This window comes from Mycobacterium tuberculosis complex sp. N0072, assembly GCF_030323725.1.
Lineage (GTDB): Bacteria > Actinomycetota > Actinomycetes > Mycobacteriales > Mycobacteriaceae > Mycobacterium > Mycobacterium tuberculosis.
Map to the genome: position 1 here is coordinate 3,734,663 of NZ_CP040689.1, position 16,054 is coordinate 3,750,716.

Genomic DNA, 16,054 nt, shown 5'->3' on the forward strand with positions numbered 1-16,054 from the left:
ATTCTGACATGACGATCTCCGATGTACCCACCCAGACGCTGCCCGCCGAAGGCGAAATCGGCCTGATAGACGTCGGCTCGCTGCAACTGGAAAGCGGGGCGGTGATCGACGATGTCTGTATCGCCGTGCAACGCTGGGGCAAATTGTCGCCCGCACGGGACAACGTGGTGGTGGTCTTGCACGCGCTCACCGGCGACTCGCACATCACTGGACCCGCCGGACCCGGCCACCCCACCCCCGGCTGGTGGGACGGGGTGGCCGGGCCGGGTGCGCCGATTGACACCACCCGCTGGTGCGCGGTAGCTACCAATGTGCTCGGCGGCTGCCGCGGCTCCACCGGGCCCAGCTCGCTTGCCCGCGACGGAAAGCCTTGGGGCTCAAGATTTCCGCTGATCTCGATACGTGACCAGGTGCAGGCGGACGTCGCGGCGCTGGCCGCGCTGGGCATCACCGAGGTCGCCGCCGTCGTCGGCGGCTCCATGGGCGGCGCCCGGGCCCTGGAATGGGTGGTCGGCTACCCGGATCGGGTCCGAGCCGGATTGCTGCTGGCGGTCGGTGCGCGTGCCACCGCAGACCAGATCGGCACGCAGACAACGCAAATCGCGGCCATCAAAGCCGACCCGGACTGGCAGAGCGGCGACTACCACGAGACGGGGAGGGCACCAGACGCCGGGCTGCGACTCGCCCGCCGCTTCGCGCACCTCACCTACCGCGGCGAGATCGAGCTCGACACCCGGTTCGCCAACCACAACCAGGGCAACGAGGATCCGACGGCCGGCGGGCGCTACGCGGTGCAAAGTTATCTGGAACACCAAGGAGACAAACTGTTATCCCGGTTCGACGCCGGCAGCTACGTGATTCTCACCGAGGCGCTCAACAGCCACGACGTCGGCCGCGGCCGCGGCGGGGTCTCCGCGGCTCTGCGCGCCTGCCCGGTGCCGGTGGTGGTGGGCGGCATCACCTCCGACCGGCTCTACCCGCTGCGCCTGCAGCAGGAGCTGGCCGACCTGCTGCCGGGCTGCGCCGGGCTGCGAGTCGTCGAGTCGGTCTACGGACACGACGGCTTCCTGGTGGAAACCGAGGCCGTGGGCGAATTGATCCGCCAGACACTGGGATTGGCTGATCGTGAAGGCGCGTGTCGGCGGTGACGTGCTCCCGACGCGACATGTCCCTGTCGTTTGGCTCCGCGGTCGGCGCCTACGAGCGCGGGCGCCCCTCGTATCCACCGGAAGCCATCGACTGGCTGCTGCCGGCCGCCGCCCGCCGCGTGCTCGACCTGGGAGCGGGCACCGGCAAGCTGACCACCCGGCTAGTCGAGCGCGGCCTGGACGTGGTTGCCGTCGACCCGATCCCGGAGATGCTGGACGTGCTGCGTGCTGCGCTGCCGCAAACCGTCGCGCTGCTGGGCACCGCCGAAGAGATTCCGTTGGACGACAACAGCGTTGACGCGGTGTTGGTGGCTCAGGCGTGGCACTGGGTGGATCCCGCCCGGGCGATTCCGGAGGTCGCCCGGGTGTTGCGTCCGGGCGGGCGGCTCGGCCTGGTGTGGAACACCCGCGACGAACGGCTGGGCTGGGTGCGCGAGCTGGGTGAGATCATCGGTCGCGACGGCGATCCGGTGCGCGACAGGGTGACGCTGCCCGAGCCGTTCACTACGGTGCAGCGCCATCAGGTCGAGTGGACGAATTACCTGACACCACAAGCCCTTATCGACCTGGTGGCTTCGCGCAGCTATTGCATCACCTCACCGGCGCAGGTCCGCACCAAAACGCTCGACCGGGTGCGGCAGTTGCTGGCCACCCATCCGGCGCTGGCGAATAGCAACGGCCTGGCGCTGCCCTACGTCACGGTCTGTGTGCGGGCGACTCTGGCCTGACGCCGCCTTTAGGGCCCGGTGCCGGTGTAAATCAGGCCCGCCAGTTGCTGGCCGACGTTGCCGAAGCCGGAGACCAGGGCCGAGGTGATCAGGCCCAGCGCGCCGGTGTTGTACACACCCGAGATGTCCGCGCCGCGGTTGAGGATGCCGGAGAGTTGGGTGCCGAAGTTGGCGAAGCCCGACGCCGATCCGAGCAGCGGATCCGAGATCGCGTTGAGCACGCCCGACATGCCCGCGCCGAGGTTGTGGAAGCCCGACAACCCGCCGCCACCGCCGATGTTGAAGAACCCCGACGACGGGACCGCGGTGGTGTTGCCGAATCCCGGGACGGGCGGGATGACCAACCCGGCGTTGATGGGGCCGAGCAGCGCGTTGACGTCGAGAACCACTGGGATTCGGTCGATGGTGATCTCCAGAGGGAAGGCGAAGGCGGGGGTGGCGCCGGACAACGCGAGGCCCAGCGGGAGTTGGGGAATGGTGATTTCCGGGCTCACGAAGGGTCCGATGGTGACGGACAGGGGCAGCTCGACATGGATTGGATCGACGGGTATGTGGAATCCCGGGATGGTGATTTCCGGTGTTAGATGGGTCACGCCAAGCGAACTCAGCAGCACGGTGAATGGCAGAATCTCGCTGGGCGCCGTTTGGATGGCGGGGACATTAACGTTGATGAACCCCAGCAGCGTAAGGCTGAATGGATCGATGATGGAGCCTGAGCTGAATATCGGGCCCACGGTGACACCGGTTGCGGGGTCGAGTCCCAGGGCGGGAATCGTGATGTCCTGGACGGTGATGGGGCCGAGGTCGAAGACTGGGTCGATGCGAACCGTGATCGGGGAAATGGACACCGGCGGGATGGTGAAGCCGCCGATGTGGCCGGTTGCGCTGAGGTCCAAGGGAATTGCCGGAAATTGGATCGACGGAACGATGATGGGTCCGGCGCCGCCGGACGCGTGGATGTTCGCGACAGTGAATTCGGGAATGATGGTGCTGGTGTAGGAGAAGCCGAGCAGGCCCTGGTAGTCGCCCCGCCAGAAGGCGCCGTTGCTGTAGTTGCCGGAGATGAAGGCGCCGGTGTTGACGTCGCCGGAGTTGGCCACCCCGGTGTTGGTGTCACCGGTGTTCAACCAACCCGTGTTGACACTGCCCGGGTTGAAACCGCCCGTATTGGCCTGCCCCGCGTTGAAACTGCCGGTGTTGTAGCTACCCGCATTGACCACACCCGTATTGAACCCACCCGCGTTGAACAACCCCGTGCTGACAATCCCCGAATTACCGATCCCGGTATTATAACTCCCCGAATTGAACACCCCCCAGTTCCCGGTGCCAGAGTTAAAGAACCCCACATTACCGGTCCCCGAATTAAACAACCCCACATTCCCGCTGCCGGTATTGAAACCACCGAACCCGGTCAGATTATCACCGGTCAACCCAATACCGAAATTCCCACTGCCGGTGTTAGCGAACCCAATATTGCCCACACCCATATTCGCCAAACCGAAATTGTAGCTGCCGGCATTACCAAACCCGATATTACCCAAACCCATCAGACCCGGCGTTAACCCCGAATTCCCGAGCCCAAAGTTGCCCCACCCGACATTGCCCAACCCGACATTGTTGCCGCCGATATTGCCGCCACCCACATTGAACCCACCGACGTTGCCCGCACCCAGGTTAAAGTCCCCGACATTGCCCAACCCGACATTGCCCAACCCCACATCGGCCAACCCGAAATTGAGGACCAGACCCTGATGCAGCGCCGTCCCGCTCGCCAACAATCCCGACAACTGCTGACCGACACTACCCAAACCCGACACCAACGCCGGCGCACCCAACCCCAACACGCTGGTGTTGAACAGCCCCGACATGCCAGAGCCGAAATTCAGCACACCCGAATGCAGCGTGCCGGCGTTGAAAACACCCGAACCCCCACCCAGCAACGCCGACGGAGCCTGATTCCAGCCACCCGACACCATCGCGCCGACATTCCCAAACCCCGACACCCCACCCGCACCGGAGTTGAAGAAACCCGACGACGGAGCACCGGTCGTATTCCCGAACCCCGGCACGGCGGGAAGGTCGATGAGGATGTGAACGGGGCCGAGCGTGCTGTGGGCCACGAGGTCAAAGGGGATTTCGCCGATGGTGATTGCCGGAATGGTGACGGCGCCGGTGCCACCGGACAGGTTGATGCTCAGCGGGTTCATCGCGGGGATCGTGAGGCCGCCCGGGAAGATGTCGACGGGCTCGCTGTGGCCGGTAATGCTGGCCAGCAGCGGGATCTCGTCAATGGTGACGACGGGGGTGCTGAACGGCAGGTTGGCCAGGAAAGCCGTGATGGTCCCTTGCGACGAGCTAGCACCGATGACTATCTGGCTTAACGCCAGGGGGGTAAGGCCGATGGGGGTGTTGAAGAGTCCCGTAATCGGACCGATTTTCAGGGGCCCGCCGGGTTGTGAGCCAAACAAGTAATTCAGCGTGACGGGCACCCGTGGAATATCGAGGTGCGGGACGGTGATGGGGCCGAGGCCGACGCTGACCGTGGTGGCGGCCAGGTCGATCTGGGGAATCGGGATGCTCGGCACAGTGAAGCTGTCGATGGCGACGTTGGCGCTGAACTCGGGGCGGATCGCGGGAATGTCGATGGCGGGGATAACGACGGAGCCCAGTCCGCCGGTGAGGGTGAGGTCCAGGAACGGCGTTTGGGGAAGCACGGCGGGGCGGTAGGAGAAGCCGAGCAGGCCCTGGTAGTCGCCCCGCCACAAGACGCCGTTGCTGTAGTTACCGGAGATGAAGGCGCCGGTGTTGACGTCGCCGGAGTTGGCCACCCCGGTGTTGATGTCACCGGTGTTCAACCAACCCGTGTTGACACTGCCCGGGTTGAAACCGCCCGTATTGGCCTGCCCCGCGTTGAAACTGCCGGTGTTGTAGCTACCCGCATTGACCACACCCGTATTGAACCCACCCGCGTTGAACAACCCCGTGCTGACAATCCCCGAATTACCGATCCCGGTATTATAACTCCCCGAATTGAACACCCCCCAGTTCCCGGTGCCAGAGTTAAAGAACCCCACATTACCGGTCCCCGAATTAAACAACCCCACATTCCCGCTGCCGGTATTGAAACCACCGAACCCGGTCAGATTATCACCGGTCAACCCAATACCGAAATTCCCACTGCCGGTGTTAGCGAACCCAATATTGCCCACACCCATATTCGCCAAACCGAAATTGTAGCTGCCGGCATTACCAAACCCGATATTACCCAAACCCATCAGACCCGGCGTTAACCCCGAATTCGCCAACCCGACATTGCCAAACCCGACATTGCCCAACCCGACATTGTTGCCGCCGATATTGCCGCCACCCACATTGAACCCACCGACGTTGCCCGCACCCAGGTTAAAGTCCCCGACATTGCCCAACCCGACATTGCCGCCACCGAGGTTGCTCAACCCCACGTTCGGGCCGACGATCCCGACCGCGGAATTGAAGCCCGAGATCAGGTTGTTGGCGATGCTCCCGTCGAACAGGCCCAACAGTCCCACACCCAGGCCCGGGACAGCCAAACCGCTGAAGGGATCCGACGTGGTGGTGGTGGAGTTCCCTGAGCCCGGCTCGGTGATGATCGGGATGTTGATGGGGCCCACCGGGATTGTGACGTCCACGTTCAGCGGAATTGCGGGCAGCACGGTGGCCGGGATGAAGACGGCGTCCTCGAGGTTGATGGACACGTCGATAGGCAGGATTTCGTGCAGAATCATTGACTTTACGGTGGATGCCGGGGAACCGAAAGAGAAGTTGAGCGGTATGGATTCACTGACAGTGGGCAACGGGATACTGAGTCCCGCCATGGTGATGGGAATAGAACTTCCCGGAATTACAATCGGATTCAGTTCGATGCCGTCTCTGAAGTCAAACAAGAAAAGAGTCTGACCGACCGACATGAACAGCTGGGCGGGCTGGGTCTGTATATTCGTGATTTGGATTCCGGAGATATCGATGCTTCCCGTGATGCCCAGGCCGGACAGCAGGGTAGTGGCCGGGGCGTTAAAACTCACATTGACGTTTCCGTCGAGGCCAAAATTGATGGCGGGGATGGGGATGTCCGGGACGGTAAAGGGGCCGACCTCGAGGTTTCCCGTGACGGTCAGGAGGGGATTTAGCGCATCCACAACGGTGGTGGTCGGGATGCTGATGGGGCCGATGCCGCCGTTGAGGGTGAAGTGAAATGGAAACAGCCCGCTGGTGAGGCCAAAGCCGCCTGGGACCGCCGGAATGGGGCCGTTGGCCGGGGTTGGCGGGATGTAGTCCCACCGGAACGGGAAGGGGCCAATAGAAAGGGTGGTGTGCAGGTCCACCGGGATGCGGTCAACCGTGAAACCCTGCGGGAACACGGTGAATCCACCGGTGCCGACGGAGAAGTTGGTGAGGCTGACCACGGGGTTTTCCGGGAACGCCAGGCCGCCCGGGAATAGCGTGATGCTGTCCAGGCCGCCGGTCAGGTTGACGGTCACCGGTGTTTGGTCGGGAACGGTGAGGCCGGCCGGGAACAAGGCCAAGGACGATGTGGACAGATTGAAAGTCGCGCCGAACGGGCCGGGGATCGTGCCCGGGCCGCCGTAGCTGCCGATGATGGGTCCATTGATCTGCAGGTCGCTGATGCTGAGGTAGAACGACCCGGAGGGGAATTTCGCGCCGGGTGGGCCTAGCGGCGGGCCGTAGTGGTCGATCGTGATGAACGGGTCCGGCAAGACGACCGGGTTCGCGGTGATTTCTGCCATGGCGGTTTGCCCGAAAAGAACAAACGCGGGATTCACGTGAAAACCCTCGAGGCCGACGGTTCCGGTCACGTGGATCGGGATCGCGGGAATGGTGATCTCCGGGAGAGTGAATTCGCGGATCCCGATGAATCCCCCGGTGATTTGTATGTCGAATGCCGGAATATCGATGGGCTGGACGTGGATGGGACCGATCCCGCCAATCACCTGCAGGTCAATGGGGATTTCGGAAATGGTGAAAAGGGTGCCGGGGGTGAAGGGGGCCAGGACGTTGATGTTGTTGCCCGTTAAGAAGAAACCGGTGTTGTGGCTTCCCGAATTGAATACGCCCAAATTCCCGGTGCCGGAGTTGAAGAACCCGACATTGCCGGTACCCGAATTGAACAATCCCACATTCTCGCTGCCCGAATTGAAACCACCGAACCCAGTCAGATTGTCCCCGCTGAGCCCGATACCGATATTCCCGTTGCCGGTATTGGCCAACCCGATGTTGCCGATGCCCATGTTCGCCAGGCCGAAATTGCTGCTGCCGGCATTGCCGAACCCGACGTTGTCGAACCCGATATTGCCCAATCCGAAGTTGTTGCCGCCCAGCGCGCCGCCCGACAACATCCCCGACAACTGAGTACCTACATTGCCGATACCCGACATCAACGTGCCGGAGTTGAAATAGCCCGAAACCGTTCCCGGCAACACCTGCATGGCCTGGGTGGACTGGTTAAACCAGCCCGAGGTGTGCGCGCCGACGTTCCCGAATCCCGACACCCCGCCGGCGCCGGTGTTAAAGAAGCCCGAGGACGGGGCGGTGGTCGAATTCCCGAACCCCGGCGACGCCGGAACGTTGCCGCCCACGATGTCGACGGGCCCGACGCCGCCGATGGCGTGCAGGTTCAGGGGGATGTTGTCGATGGTGATTGCCGGGGTGCTCAGGGCGTTGATGTGGCCAATCACGTTGATCGCCAGCGGAAGTGGTTGCTCGGGAATCGAGAATCCCGGAATGGTGAAGGCCTCGGTGCCTGCCGTTACGCCAAGAGTCAGGGTGAGCGGCCCCCCGGTGGGAATGCTGAGGCCAACCGGGAAAAGGGTGAGGGCTGGGGTGGAATAACTGAAGGTTACTGGGATGGAAAACCCGGTATTGATATGTATTGGGCCGATCAAGGTTGTGGGAATGGGGGAAGGGCTGAGGGCGACCTGTTGGATTTGGGGAATTGTTATGGACGAGACGGGCCAGGCCAGCGTGATGGTTTGGTTGAAGTTTTGTGCCGGCCACAGGGTGATGGGATTGATTTTGATGGGGCCGATCGAAATATTGGGTATGCCGACGCCGAGCGAGATTGCCGGGACGTTGATGGGCGGGACGACCAAGGGTCCGAGGTAGAGGGTTTCGTTGATGTTGATCGGGATGTCGGGAAGTATGTGGATGGGCTCGATAGTGATGGCGCCGACACCACCGTTTATGTCCAGGCTGAGGGGAATGACAGGAAGAACGTTCGCTCCCGAGGAGAAGCCGAGCAGGCCCTGGTAGTCGCCCCGCCACAAGACGCCGTTGCTGTAGTTACCGGAGATGAAGGCACCGGTGTTGACGTCGCCGGAGTTGGCCACCCCGGTGTTGGTGTCACCGGTGTTCAACCAACCCGTGTTGACACTGCCCGGGTTGAAACCGCCCGTATTGGCCTCCCCCGCGTTGAAACTGCCGGTGTTGTAGCTACCCGCATTGACCACACCCGTATTGAACCCACCCGCGTTGAACAACCCCGTGCTGACAATCCCCGAATTACCGATCCCGGTATTATAACTCCCCGAATTGAACACCCCCCAGTTCCCGGTGCCAGAGTTAAAGAACCCCACATTACCGGTCCCCGAATTAAACAACCCCACATTCCCGCTACCGGTATTGAAACCACCGAACCCGGTCAGATTATCACCGGTCAACCCAATACCGAAATTCCCACTGCCGGTGTTAGCGAACCCAATATTGCCCACACCCATATTCGCCAAACCGAAATTGTAGCTGCCGGCATTACCAAACCCGATATTACCCAAACCCATCAGACCCGGCGTTAACCCCGAATTCCCGAGCCCAAAGTTGCCCCACCCGACATTGCCCAACCCGACATTGTTGCCACCGATATTGCCGCCGCCCACGTTGTAGCTCCCGACGTTGCCGGCCCCCACGTTGTAGCTGCCGACGTTGCCGCTTCCCGCGTTGAAGAGGCCAACGTTGGCCAAACCCAGATTGACGGCGAGCGACTTGGCCGGCTCGGCGGCGGCCGCCAGGCTTGCCAGCGGCGAGCCAAACGGCGCCAACGCCTCGGCCGCCGCCGAGGCGCCGGTGTGGTACCCCAGCATCGCGGCCACGTCCTGGGCCCACATCAGCTCGTAGTCGAACTCCGCGGCCGCGATCGCCGGCGTGTTCTGGCCGAACAGATTCGATAACGCCAGCGACACTAACCTCGACCGATTGGCCGCGATGACGAAGGGGTCCACCGTCGCGGCCAACGCCGCCTCGAACACACCCACCACCGCCCGGGCCTGCCCGGCCGCCGACTCGGCGGAGGCCGCCGCCGCGCTCAACCACCCCGCATACGGGGCGGCCGCCGCCGCCATCGCGACCGAGGACGGCCCCTGCCAGATACCACCGACCAGCCCCGAGGTCACCGACCCGAAAGCCGCCGCCGCCGAGCCCAGCTCGGCGGCCAGCTCATCCCAGGCCGCGGCCGCCGCCAACAGGGGGCCCGGACCCGCCCCGGTATATATCAGCAGGGAGTTGATCTCTGGCGGCATTACGACAAAACTCATGCCGCCAGCCCTTTCCCGTGCGTTCCCAACATCGCTGTCAACCGGTGATCAGGGTGTTGCGCCGGCGCCGCCGAGGCCGCCGTCGCCGCCGAACCCTGGCTCCGTGCCTGAGTTGGGCTGGCCGGCCTGCCCTTTGCCGCCGGCGCCGCCGGCCTTGGCGCCGCTGTTGCCGCCGTTGCCGCCGTCACCGCCGTCACCGCCGTCACCGCCGAGGCCGGTCGCGCTCTGAGTGCCGCCGCCAATGCCGCCCTGGCCACCCTTACCGCCGTTGCCACCGAAGCCGCCGTCCGGGGCGTTGCCTCCGCCACCGCCCGCGCCGCCAAGGCCGCCGTTGCCGCCGGTGGAGCCGCCGCCATTGCCGCCCTGCCCACCGAGGCCGCCCTGGCCGCCGGCACCGGCAAAGACGCCGTCGCCGCCCCGGCCGCCGACACCGCCGTTGCCGCCGCCACCGGCCACGGTGCCGACGGTACCGCCGCCGTTGGGGCCGCCCTGACCGCCGTCGCCGCCGAAGCCGCCCTTGCCGCCGAAAAAGCCGCTGCCGCCGGCGCCGCCGGCGCCGCCGCCACCGCCGCTGCCGCCTTGGGTGACGGAGCTGTTGCCGCCGACGCCGTCACCGCCGTGGCCACCGTCGCCGCCCTTGCCGCCCTCGCCGGAGCTAAGGCTGCCGTTTCCGCCGGCGCCGCCAGCGCCACCGGCCCCACCGGAACCGCCGACGATGCCGCTGTTGGCGCCGATCGAGCCCCCGTTGCCGCCGGCACCGCCGTTGCCGCCCTTGCCGCCGTCGCCACCTGAGCCGTTGGGGTTGCTGCCACCGGCGCCGCCCTTGCCGCCGTTGCCGCCGGGGGCGCCCGTGACCCCGATGGAGGCGGGGCCGCTGGTAGCGCCGAAGCTCCCATCACCGCCATTGCCACCGGCGCCGCCCTTGCCGCCTGAGCCGGTGGCGTTACCCCCGGCGCCACCGTTGCCGCCGGAGCCGCCGGCGCCGCCGCGGCTGCCGCTGCCCGGGTTGGTGGCAGGCCCACCGTGGTCACCGTTGCCCCCGTCGCCGCCCTTGCCGCCAAGCACGACGCCGGTGCCGCCGGCGCCGCCGTTGCCGCCGTTGCCGCCGGCGCCGCCGCCAATGCCGCTGCCGCTGCCCCCGGTGCCACCGAACCCACCCTGGCCACCTGCGCCGCCGGCGCCGCCCGTGTCGCCGCTGCCGCCGGCGCCGCCGTGGCCGCCGTTACCGGCGTTGCCACCGCGAGCGTTGCCGTTGCTGGAACCGCCGTTGGCGCCAGCGCCGCCCTTGCCGCCCGCGCCGCCGGTGGAGCCAGGGCCGACACCGTCGCCGCCCTTGCCGCCATTGCCGCCTGAGCCGGCGTTGCCGGCATCGCCACCGCCACCGTTGCCGCCGGCACCGCCGTTGCCACCGGCACCACCGGCGCCGCCGTTGCCGGCCGAGCCAGCGCCGCCGTTGCCACCGGCACCACCGCTGCCGCCGTGGCCGCCGGACTGGCCTGTGCTCAGGCTGCCCCCGCCAGCACCGGCGCCGCCGTTGCCGCCGGCCGCGCCGGCGCCGCCCGTGGTGCCGCTGCCACCGCTGCCGCCGCTGCCGCCGTTGCCGCCGCTGCCGCCGTGGCCGGCGGCGCTGGAAGTGCCGCCGCCGTTGCCGCCGGCGCCGGCGGCACCACCGGCCAAGCCCGCGACGCCGGTGCTGTTGCCGGAGTTGCCGCCGTTGCCGCCGTTGCCGCCGTCGCCGCCGGTGGCACCGCCGCCGTGGCCGCCGTTGCCGGCGCTGCCGCCGGCACCGCCCTGGCCGCCGGCGCCCGCGGAGCCGTTGCCGCCGTTGCCGCCATTGCCGCCGTTGCCGCCGTGGCCGGCGGTGACGTTGACGACGCCTGAGCCGCTGGCGGCACCGCTGCTGCCGTTGCCGCCCTTGCCGCCGGCGCCGCCCGTCGTGCCGTCGCCGCCGTGGCCGCCGTTGCCGCCGTTGCCGCCGTCGCCGCCCACAGCGTTGCCGAAGGACACGCCGGCGACACCCGCGTTGCCGCCGGCCCCGCCAGCACCGCCCGCGCCGTTGAGGCCAGTGCCCCCATTACCGCCGGCACCACCGGAGCCGGCGTTGCCGGTGGTCGTGCTTTTGCTGCTACCGCCGTTACCGCCAGCGCCACCGGCCCCTCCGGCACCGCCCGCGTCGGTGCCGATACCGCCATTGCCGCCCGCGCCGCCGGAGCCGGCGTCACCGCCCAAACCGACGTTCCCGCCGTCGCCGCCGTTGCCGCCCTTGCCGCCGGCGCCGCCGTCGCCGCCCGTGGTGCTGACGCCGCCGTTGCCGCCGGCGCCGCCGTTGCCGCCGAGGCCGCCATTGCCTTCGGGGCCTCCCGGACCGCCGTAGCCGCCGTTGCCGCCGGCGCCGCCAAACCCAGTCTCGGAGACGCCGCCGTTGCCGCCGAGGCCGCCGTTGCCGCCGGCGCCGCCGAATTTGCCGGCGCCGCCGAAGCCGCCGTTGCCGCCCTGGCCGCCTAAGGAAATGCCGCCACCGCCGTCGCCGCCGCTACCGCCGTTGCCGCCTGTGCGCCCTTCCCCGCCGATGCCGCCCTGGCCGCCGAAGCCGCCGACCCCGCCGGCACCGCCGTCCCCGCCGTCCCCGCCGGCGCCGCCGACACCGCCAACACCGCTAGCAAAGTCGCCCGCGCCGCCGGGACCGCCGGCGCCGCCTGGGCCACCCAACCCGGTGCTAGCGAAGCCGCCGGCACCGCCATTGCCGCCAGCGCCGCCCGTTGTCGCGGCGACGTCAACGGCGCCGCCACCGCCGGCGCCGCCGAAGCCGCCGAGGCCGCCGTTGATCATGCCGGCACCGCCATTGCCGCCGTTACCGCCTTTGCCGCCCGTGCCGAAGAAGCCGGCCTGGTTCAGCGCCCCACCGCCGTTGCCGCCGTTGCCGGCGTCACCGCCGTTGAGGCCGGAGCCGCCGTTGCCGCCGTTGCCGCCGGCCGCGCCGCTCCCGTTGCCGGCGGTGCCGCCCTTGCCGCCGTTGCCGCCATTGCCGCCGTTACCGCCGTTGGGGGTGATGCCGTCGGTGCCGTCCAAGCCCGTCAAGGAGCCGGTGCCGGCCTTGCCTCCGGTGCCGCCGACGCCGGCGTTGCCGCCGTTGCCGCCGTTGCCGCCGGTACCGGGGTTTCCTACGGTGCCGCCGCCCGGCAGCATGGCCCCGCTGTTTAGGCCGTTTTCGCCGGCCCCGCCGTCACCGGCTTTGCCGCCATCGCCGCCGTTGCCGCCGTCGCCGCCGGTGCCCGTGGCGCCGTCGGTGTACCCGGCCGCCTGCGCCTTGCCACCCGCGCCGCCATTGCCGCCGGCGCCGCCGTCGCCACCGTTACCACCGCTACCGCCGTTCTCGCCGTTTGCGCCGTTAGCATTGGGGCCGGCGCCGTCGGCGCCTCTCTCGCCGGCGCCGCCGATGCCACCCTGGCCGCCGTTACCACCCTTACCACCGTTGCCGCCGTGGCCGGCCAGTGTTCCGCCGGCGCCGCCCGCCCCGCCGTTGCCGCCAGCCCCACCGTCGGTGCCCGAGGTGCCGGAATCACCGCTGGTAGGGCCCGGCGTACCGGCTTGGCCGGCCGCGCCGTTGCCGCCGGCCCCGCCATTGCCGCCATTGCCGACATTCCCGCCGCTGCCGCCCTTGCCGCCGTCACCGCCGTTGCCGCCCGCGACGGTGGGGCTGGCGCCGTTGCCGCCGTTGCCGCCGTCACCGCCGCTGGTGGGTGCGGTGCCATCGGCGCCGGTCGCACCCTTCATGGCTGGAATGGCGCCCTTGCCGCCGGCCCCACCCTGGCCGGCAACGCCCACATTGCCGCCGTTGCCGCCCTGTCCGCCATTCGCGCCATTGGCGGACGCGGAGAAGTCTTGGCCGTTGGCTCCGGCGCCCCCGTTGCCGCCCTTGCCGCCGTCCCCGCCCGTGCCGGCCGCCGATCCGCCGTTGCCGCCGATGCCGCCGTTGCCGCCGTTGCCGCCGTTGAGGGCAAGGCCGGTGCCGGCGACGCCATTTCCGCCGGCACCACCCGCACCGCCGTTACCGACCGACCCGCCATGGCCGCCGTTACCACCGGCGCCGCCGTTTTCTCCCGCGACGGTGGGGGTGGCGCCGGCACCTCCGTTGCCACCGTTGCCGCCGCTGGTGGGCGCGGTGCCGTTCGCCCCGGCCGAACCGTTCAGGGCCGGGTTCGCGCTAACACCGCCGGCCCCACCCTTGCCGCCAACGCCCACTTCACCGCCGTTGCCGCCGTCACCGCCGGCACCCTGGTTGACGGCCAAGGTCACATCACCGGCGGCACCGGCTCCGCCATCACCGGCCTTGCCGCCGGCGCCGCCACCACCGCCGTCACCGCCCTTGCCGCCGTTGCCGCCCATACCGCCATCGGCACCGGGCGAACCCAAGGTGGCGGCGTCGAATCCGTTTCCGCCGGCGCCGCCGCTACCGCCGGCACCGCCCTTGCCGCCGACGCCGCCGTCGCCGTGCTGGGCGCCGCCATTTCCGCCATTACCGCCGTGGCCCCCGGCGCCGCCATTGGTGCCGTTACCGCCCGTCGGTTGTAAGGCGGTACCGGTAGCGCCGGTGGAACCCGCATGACCGGCACCGCCGGCGCCGCCGGTGCCGCCGTTGCCGACCAACCCGCCATGACCGCCATTACCGCCGGCCCCGCCGGCTTGTAGGGGTGAGTTGGCGGTGGCGCCGATGCCGCCATCGCCGCCGTTGCCGCCGCTGGTGGGGGTGGCGCCGGCGGCACCGTGCGCACCCGCCAGCAGGCCGCCGGCCCCACCGGCCCCGCCCACGCCGGGGTTGCCGCCGTGACCGCCGTTACCGCCGGCACCGTTGTTGACGGCGAAACTCGGATCGCCAGCGCCGCCCTTACCACCGTCGCCGCCGACGCCGCCGGCCCCGCCGGCCCCGCCGTTGCCAACCAATAACCCGCCGCGACCGCCGTTGCCGCCGGTTCCGCCGTTGCCGCCGTCGCTGCCGTCGCCGCCGTTGAGGCCGGCGGCACCCGGCAGGCCCGCGGCCCCGGCCCCCCGGCGCCGCCGTTCCCGAACAGCCCGGCGTCGCCACCGTTGCCGCCTATACCTCCGATGCCGCCGATCCCGCCGGCGCCGCCGTTGCCGTAGACAAATCCGCCGGACCCGCCGACGCCACCATTGGTGCCGGCGCCGCCGGACCCGCCGGCCCCGAACAACCAGGCGTTGCCGCCGGCACCACCGTTAGCGCCGGTCCCGCCGGCCCCGCCGGCCCCGCCGTTGCCGTTCAACCACCCGCCGGATCCGCCGACACCGCCGGCAGCGCCGGCCCCGCCGGACCCGCCGGACCCGCCGTTGCCGAACAACCCGGCCGCGCCGCCGGGCCCACCGACTTGACCGGCCGCCCCCGAACCGCCGTTACCGCCATTACCCCACAACAACCCCCCGGCCCCACCGGGCTGCCCGGTCCCCGGCGCCCCGTGAACGCCATCACCGATCAGCGGGCGCCCCAACCACAGCTGTGTGGGCGCGTTGATCGCACCCAACACTTGCTGCTCCAGCGCCTGCAGCGGTGATGCATTCGCCGCCTCGGCAGTCGCATACGCGCTGCCAGCCGCGGTCAGCGAGCGCACAAACTGCTCATGAAACGTCGCCACCCGGGCGCTCAACGCCTGGTACTCCTGCGCGTGGGTACCAAACAACGCCGCGATCGCCGCCGACACCTCATCACCGGCGGCCGCCAACACCTGCGTCGTCGGGCCCGCTGCCGCCGCATTCGCCGCGCTGATGGCCTGCCCAATCCCGGTCAAGTCCGCCGCGGCCGCCGCCACCAGCTCCGGCGCCACCATCAGCGACATGACCATTCCTCCAACACCAATGGCGCGTACAGCCGGCTCGCGCGAGCCTTGACCGCCGGCGGCAACCCGAGCGATCCCATGGCCCTAGGCGGTTCTCGGGCGAACGCCACGTTTAGCGGATCGATTCACCCGGTCGTTGCGTTGCGGCGCAGCAATAGACATCTCGAAGCACTCCGGCTGCCAATCTCGTCGCGTTTATTCTGCTCGTGACCAGCGCAGGAAAGGGGGGGATTACGAAAGTCTTCGGGATCTCAGTGCACAGTGCACACATGTTTAACCAATCACCGTGGCATAACGCACACCAAAGGCCGAGAGCGCGGAAAACGCAGAACATCAATTGGATCGGTTGCTAGCTTTGCCGCACCGTGGTCAGCCGCGCCAGGATCGGTCGGCAATGGCACCACCGGAGCAGGCGAAAGGTACCCGGTTCTAGCCCGTCCCCAACGGGTCAATGGTGGATGCGATATAGACCATGGCCGCCGCGACCGTCACGGTCGTCACGAAATCGATCCCCTTGCTGCGCACCACCAACAGGCCGGCCCGTTCCTCGGACAACACCAACCGCAGCACCGCCGCCACCCCAACGCCGATACCGATCAGCAGCGCACCACGGCGCCAGAAGTTGACCCCCGCCAGGATCGGCCACTGGGCGCCAACAGTGCGCCGCAAAACGGCCCTCACGGTCATCGCCGCTCAGCCAGCTCCACGACACTTGTCAGCAAGGACGCCCGGGGCGAAGGGCGTTCGCCAAG

The 16,054-nt window shown here is 68.4% G+C and carries 5 protein-coding genes and 1 pseudogene; 2 read left to right on the top strand and 4 right to left on the bottom strand.

Annotated elements, in window-relative coordinates; translation table 11 throughout:
- The first annotated feature begins 8 nt into the window (after positions 1-8).
- Entirely contained in the window at positions 9-1,148 is a 1,140-nt protein-coding gene (gene metX, locus FF952_RS17625; protein WP_003417458.1) for a homoserine O-acetyltransferase MetX, read from the top strand.
- Entirely contained in the window at positions 1,145-1,876 is a 732-nt protein-coding gene (locus FF952_RS17630; protein ID WP_003417461.1) for a class I SAM-dependent methyltransferase, read from the top strand. The genes metX and FF952_RS17630 overlap by 4 nt, the downstream gene beginning before the upstream one ends.
- Positions 1,877-1,884: 8 nt before the next feature.
- Here FF952_RS17630 and FF952_RS17635 read toward each other — a convergent pair whose 3' ends face one another.
- The 4 genes and pseudogenes from FF952_RS17635 to FF952_RS17650 all read right to left on the bottom strand — a co-directional run bounded on the left by FF952_RS17635 (position 1,885) and on the right by FF952_RS17650 (position 15,989).
- Positions 1,885-9,456: a PPE family protein gene (locus FF952_RS17635; RefSeq protein WP_031653940.1), complete on the bottom strand. Its 7,572-nt coding sequence runs from the start codon at positions 9,454-9,456 to the stop codon at positions 1,885-1,887.
- 48 nt (positions 9,457-9,504) lie between these two features.
- Positions 9,505-10,521 carry a hypothetical protein gene (locus FF952_RS17640; RefSeq protein ID WP_009938644.1) on the bottom strand — a complete coding sequence of 339 codons (1,017 nt, stop codon included), beginning with the start codon at positions 10,519-10,521 and terminating at the stop codon, positions 9,505-9,507.
- A gap of 157 nt (positions 10,522-10,678) precedes the next feature.
- Positions 10,679-15,308: pseudogene (locus tag FF952_RS17645) on the bottom strand (PE family protein).
- Between the two features lie 423 nt (positions 15,309-15,731).
- Positions 15,732-15,989, bottom strand: coding sequence for a DUF3017 domain-containing protein (locus tag FF952_RS17650; RefSeq protein WP_003417619.1), 258 nt, complete (start codon positions 15,987-15,989; stop codon positions 15,732-15,734).
- Positions 15,990-16,054 lie beyond the last annotated feature (65 nt).

What these genes read in the sequence shown, in the direction of transcription:
- metX (WP_003417458.1), top strand. Translation starts at nt 9, where the DNA reads ATGACGATCTCCGATGTACCCACCCAGACGCTGCCCGCCGAAGGCGAA.
- FF952_RS17650 (WP_003417619.1), bottom strand. Translation starts at nt 15,989, where the DNA reads ATGACCGTGAGGGCCGTTTTGCGGCGCACTGTTGGCGCCCAGTGGCCG.
- FF952_RS17635 (WP_031653940.1), bottom strand. Translation starts at nt 9,456, where the DNA reads ATGAGTTTTGTCGTAATGCCGCCAGAGATCAACTCCCTGCTGATATAT.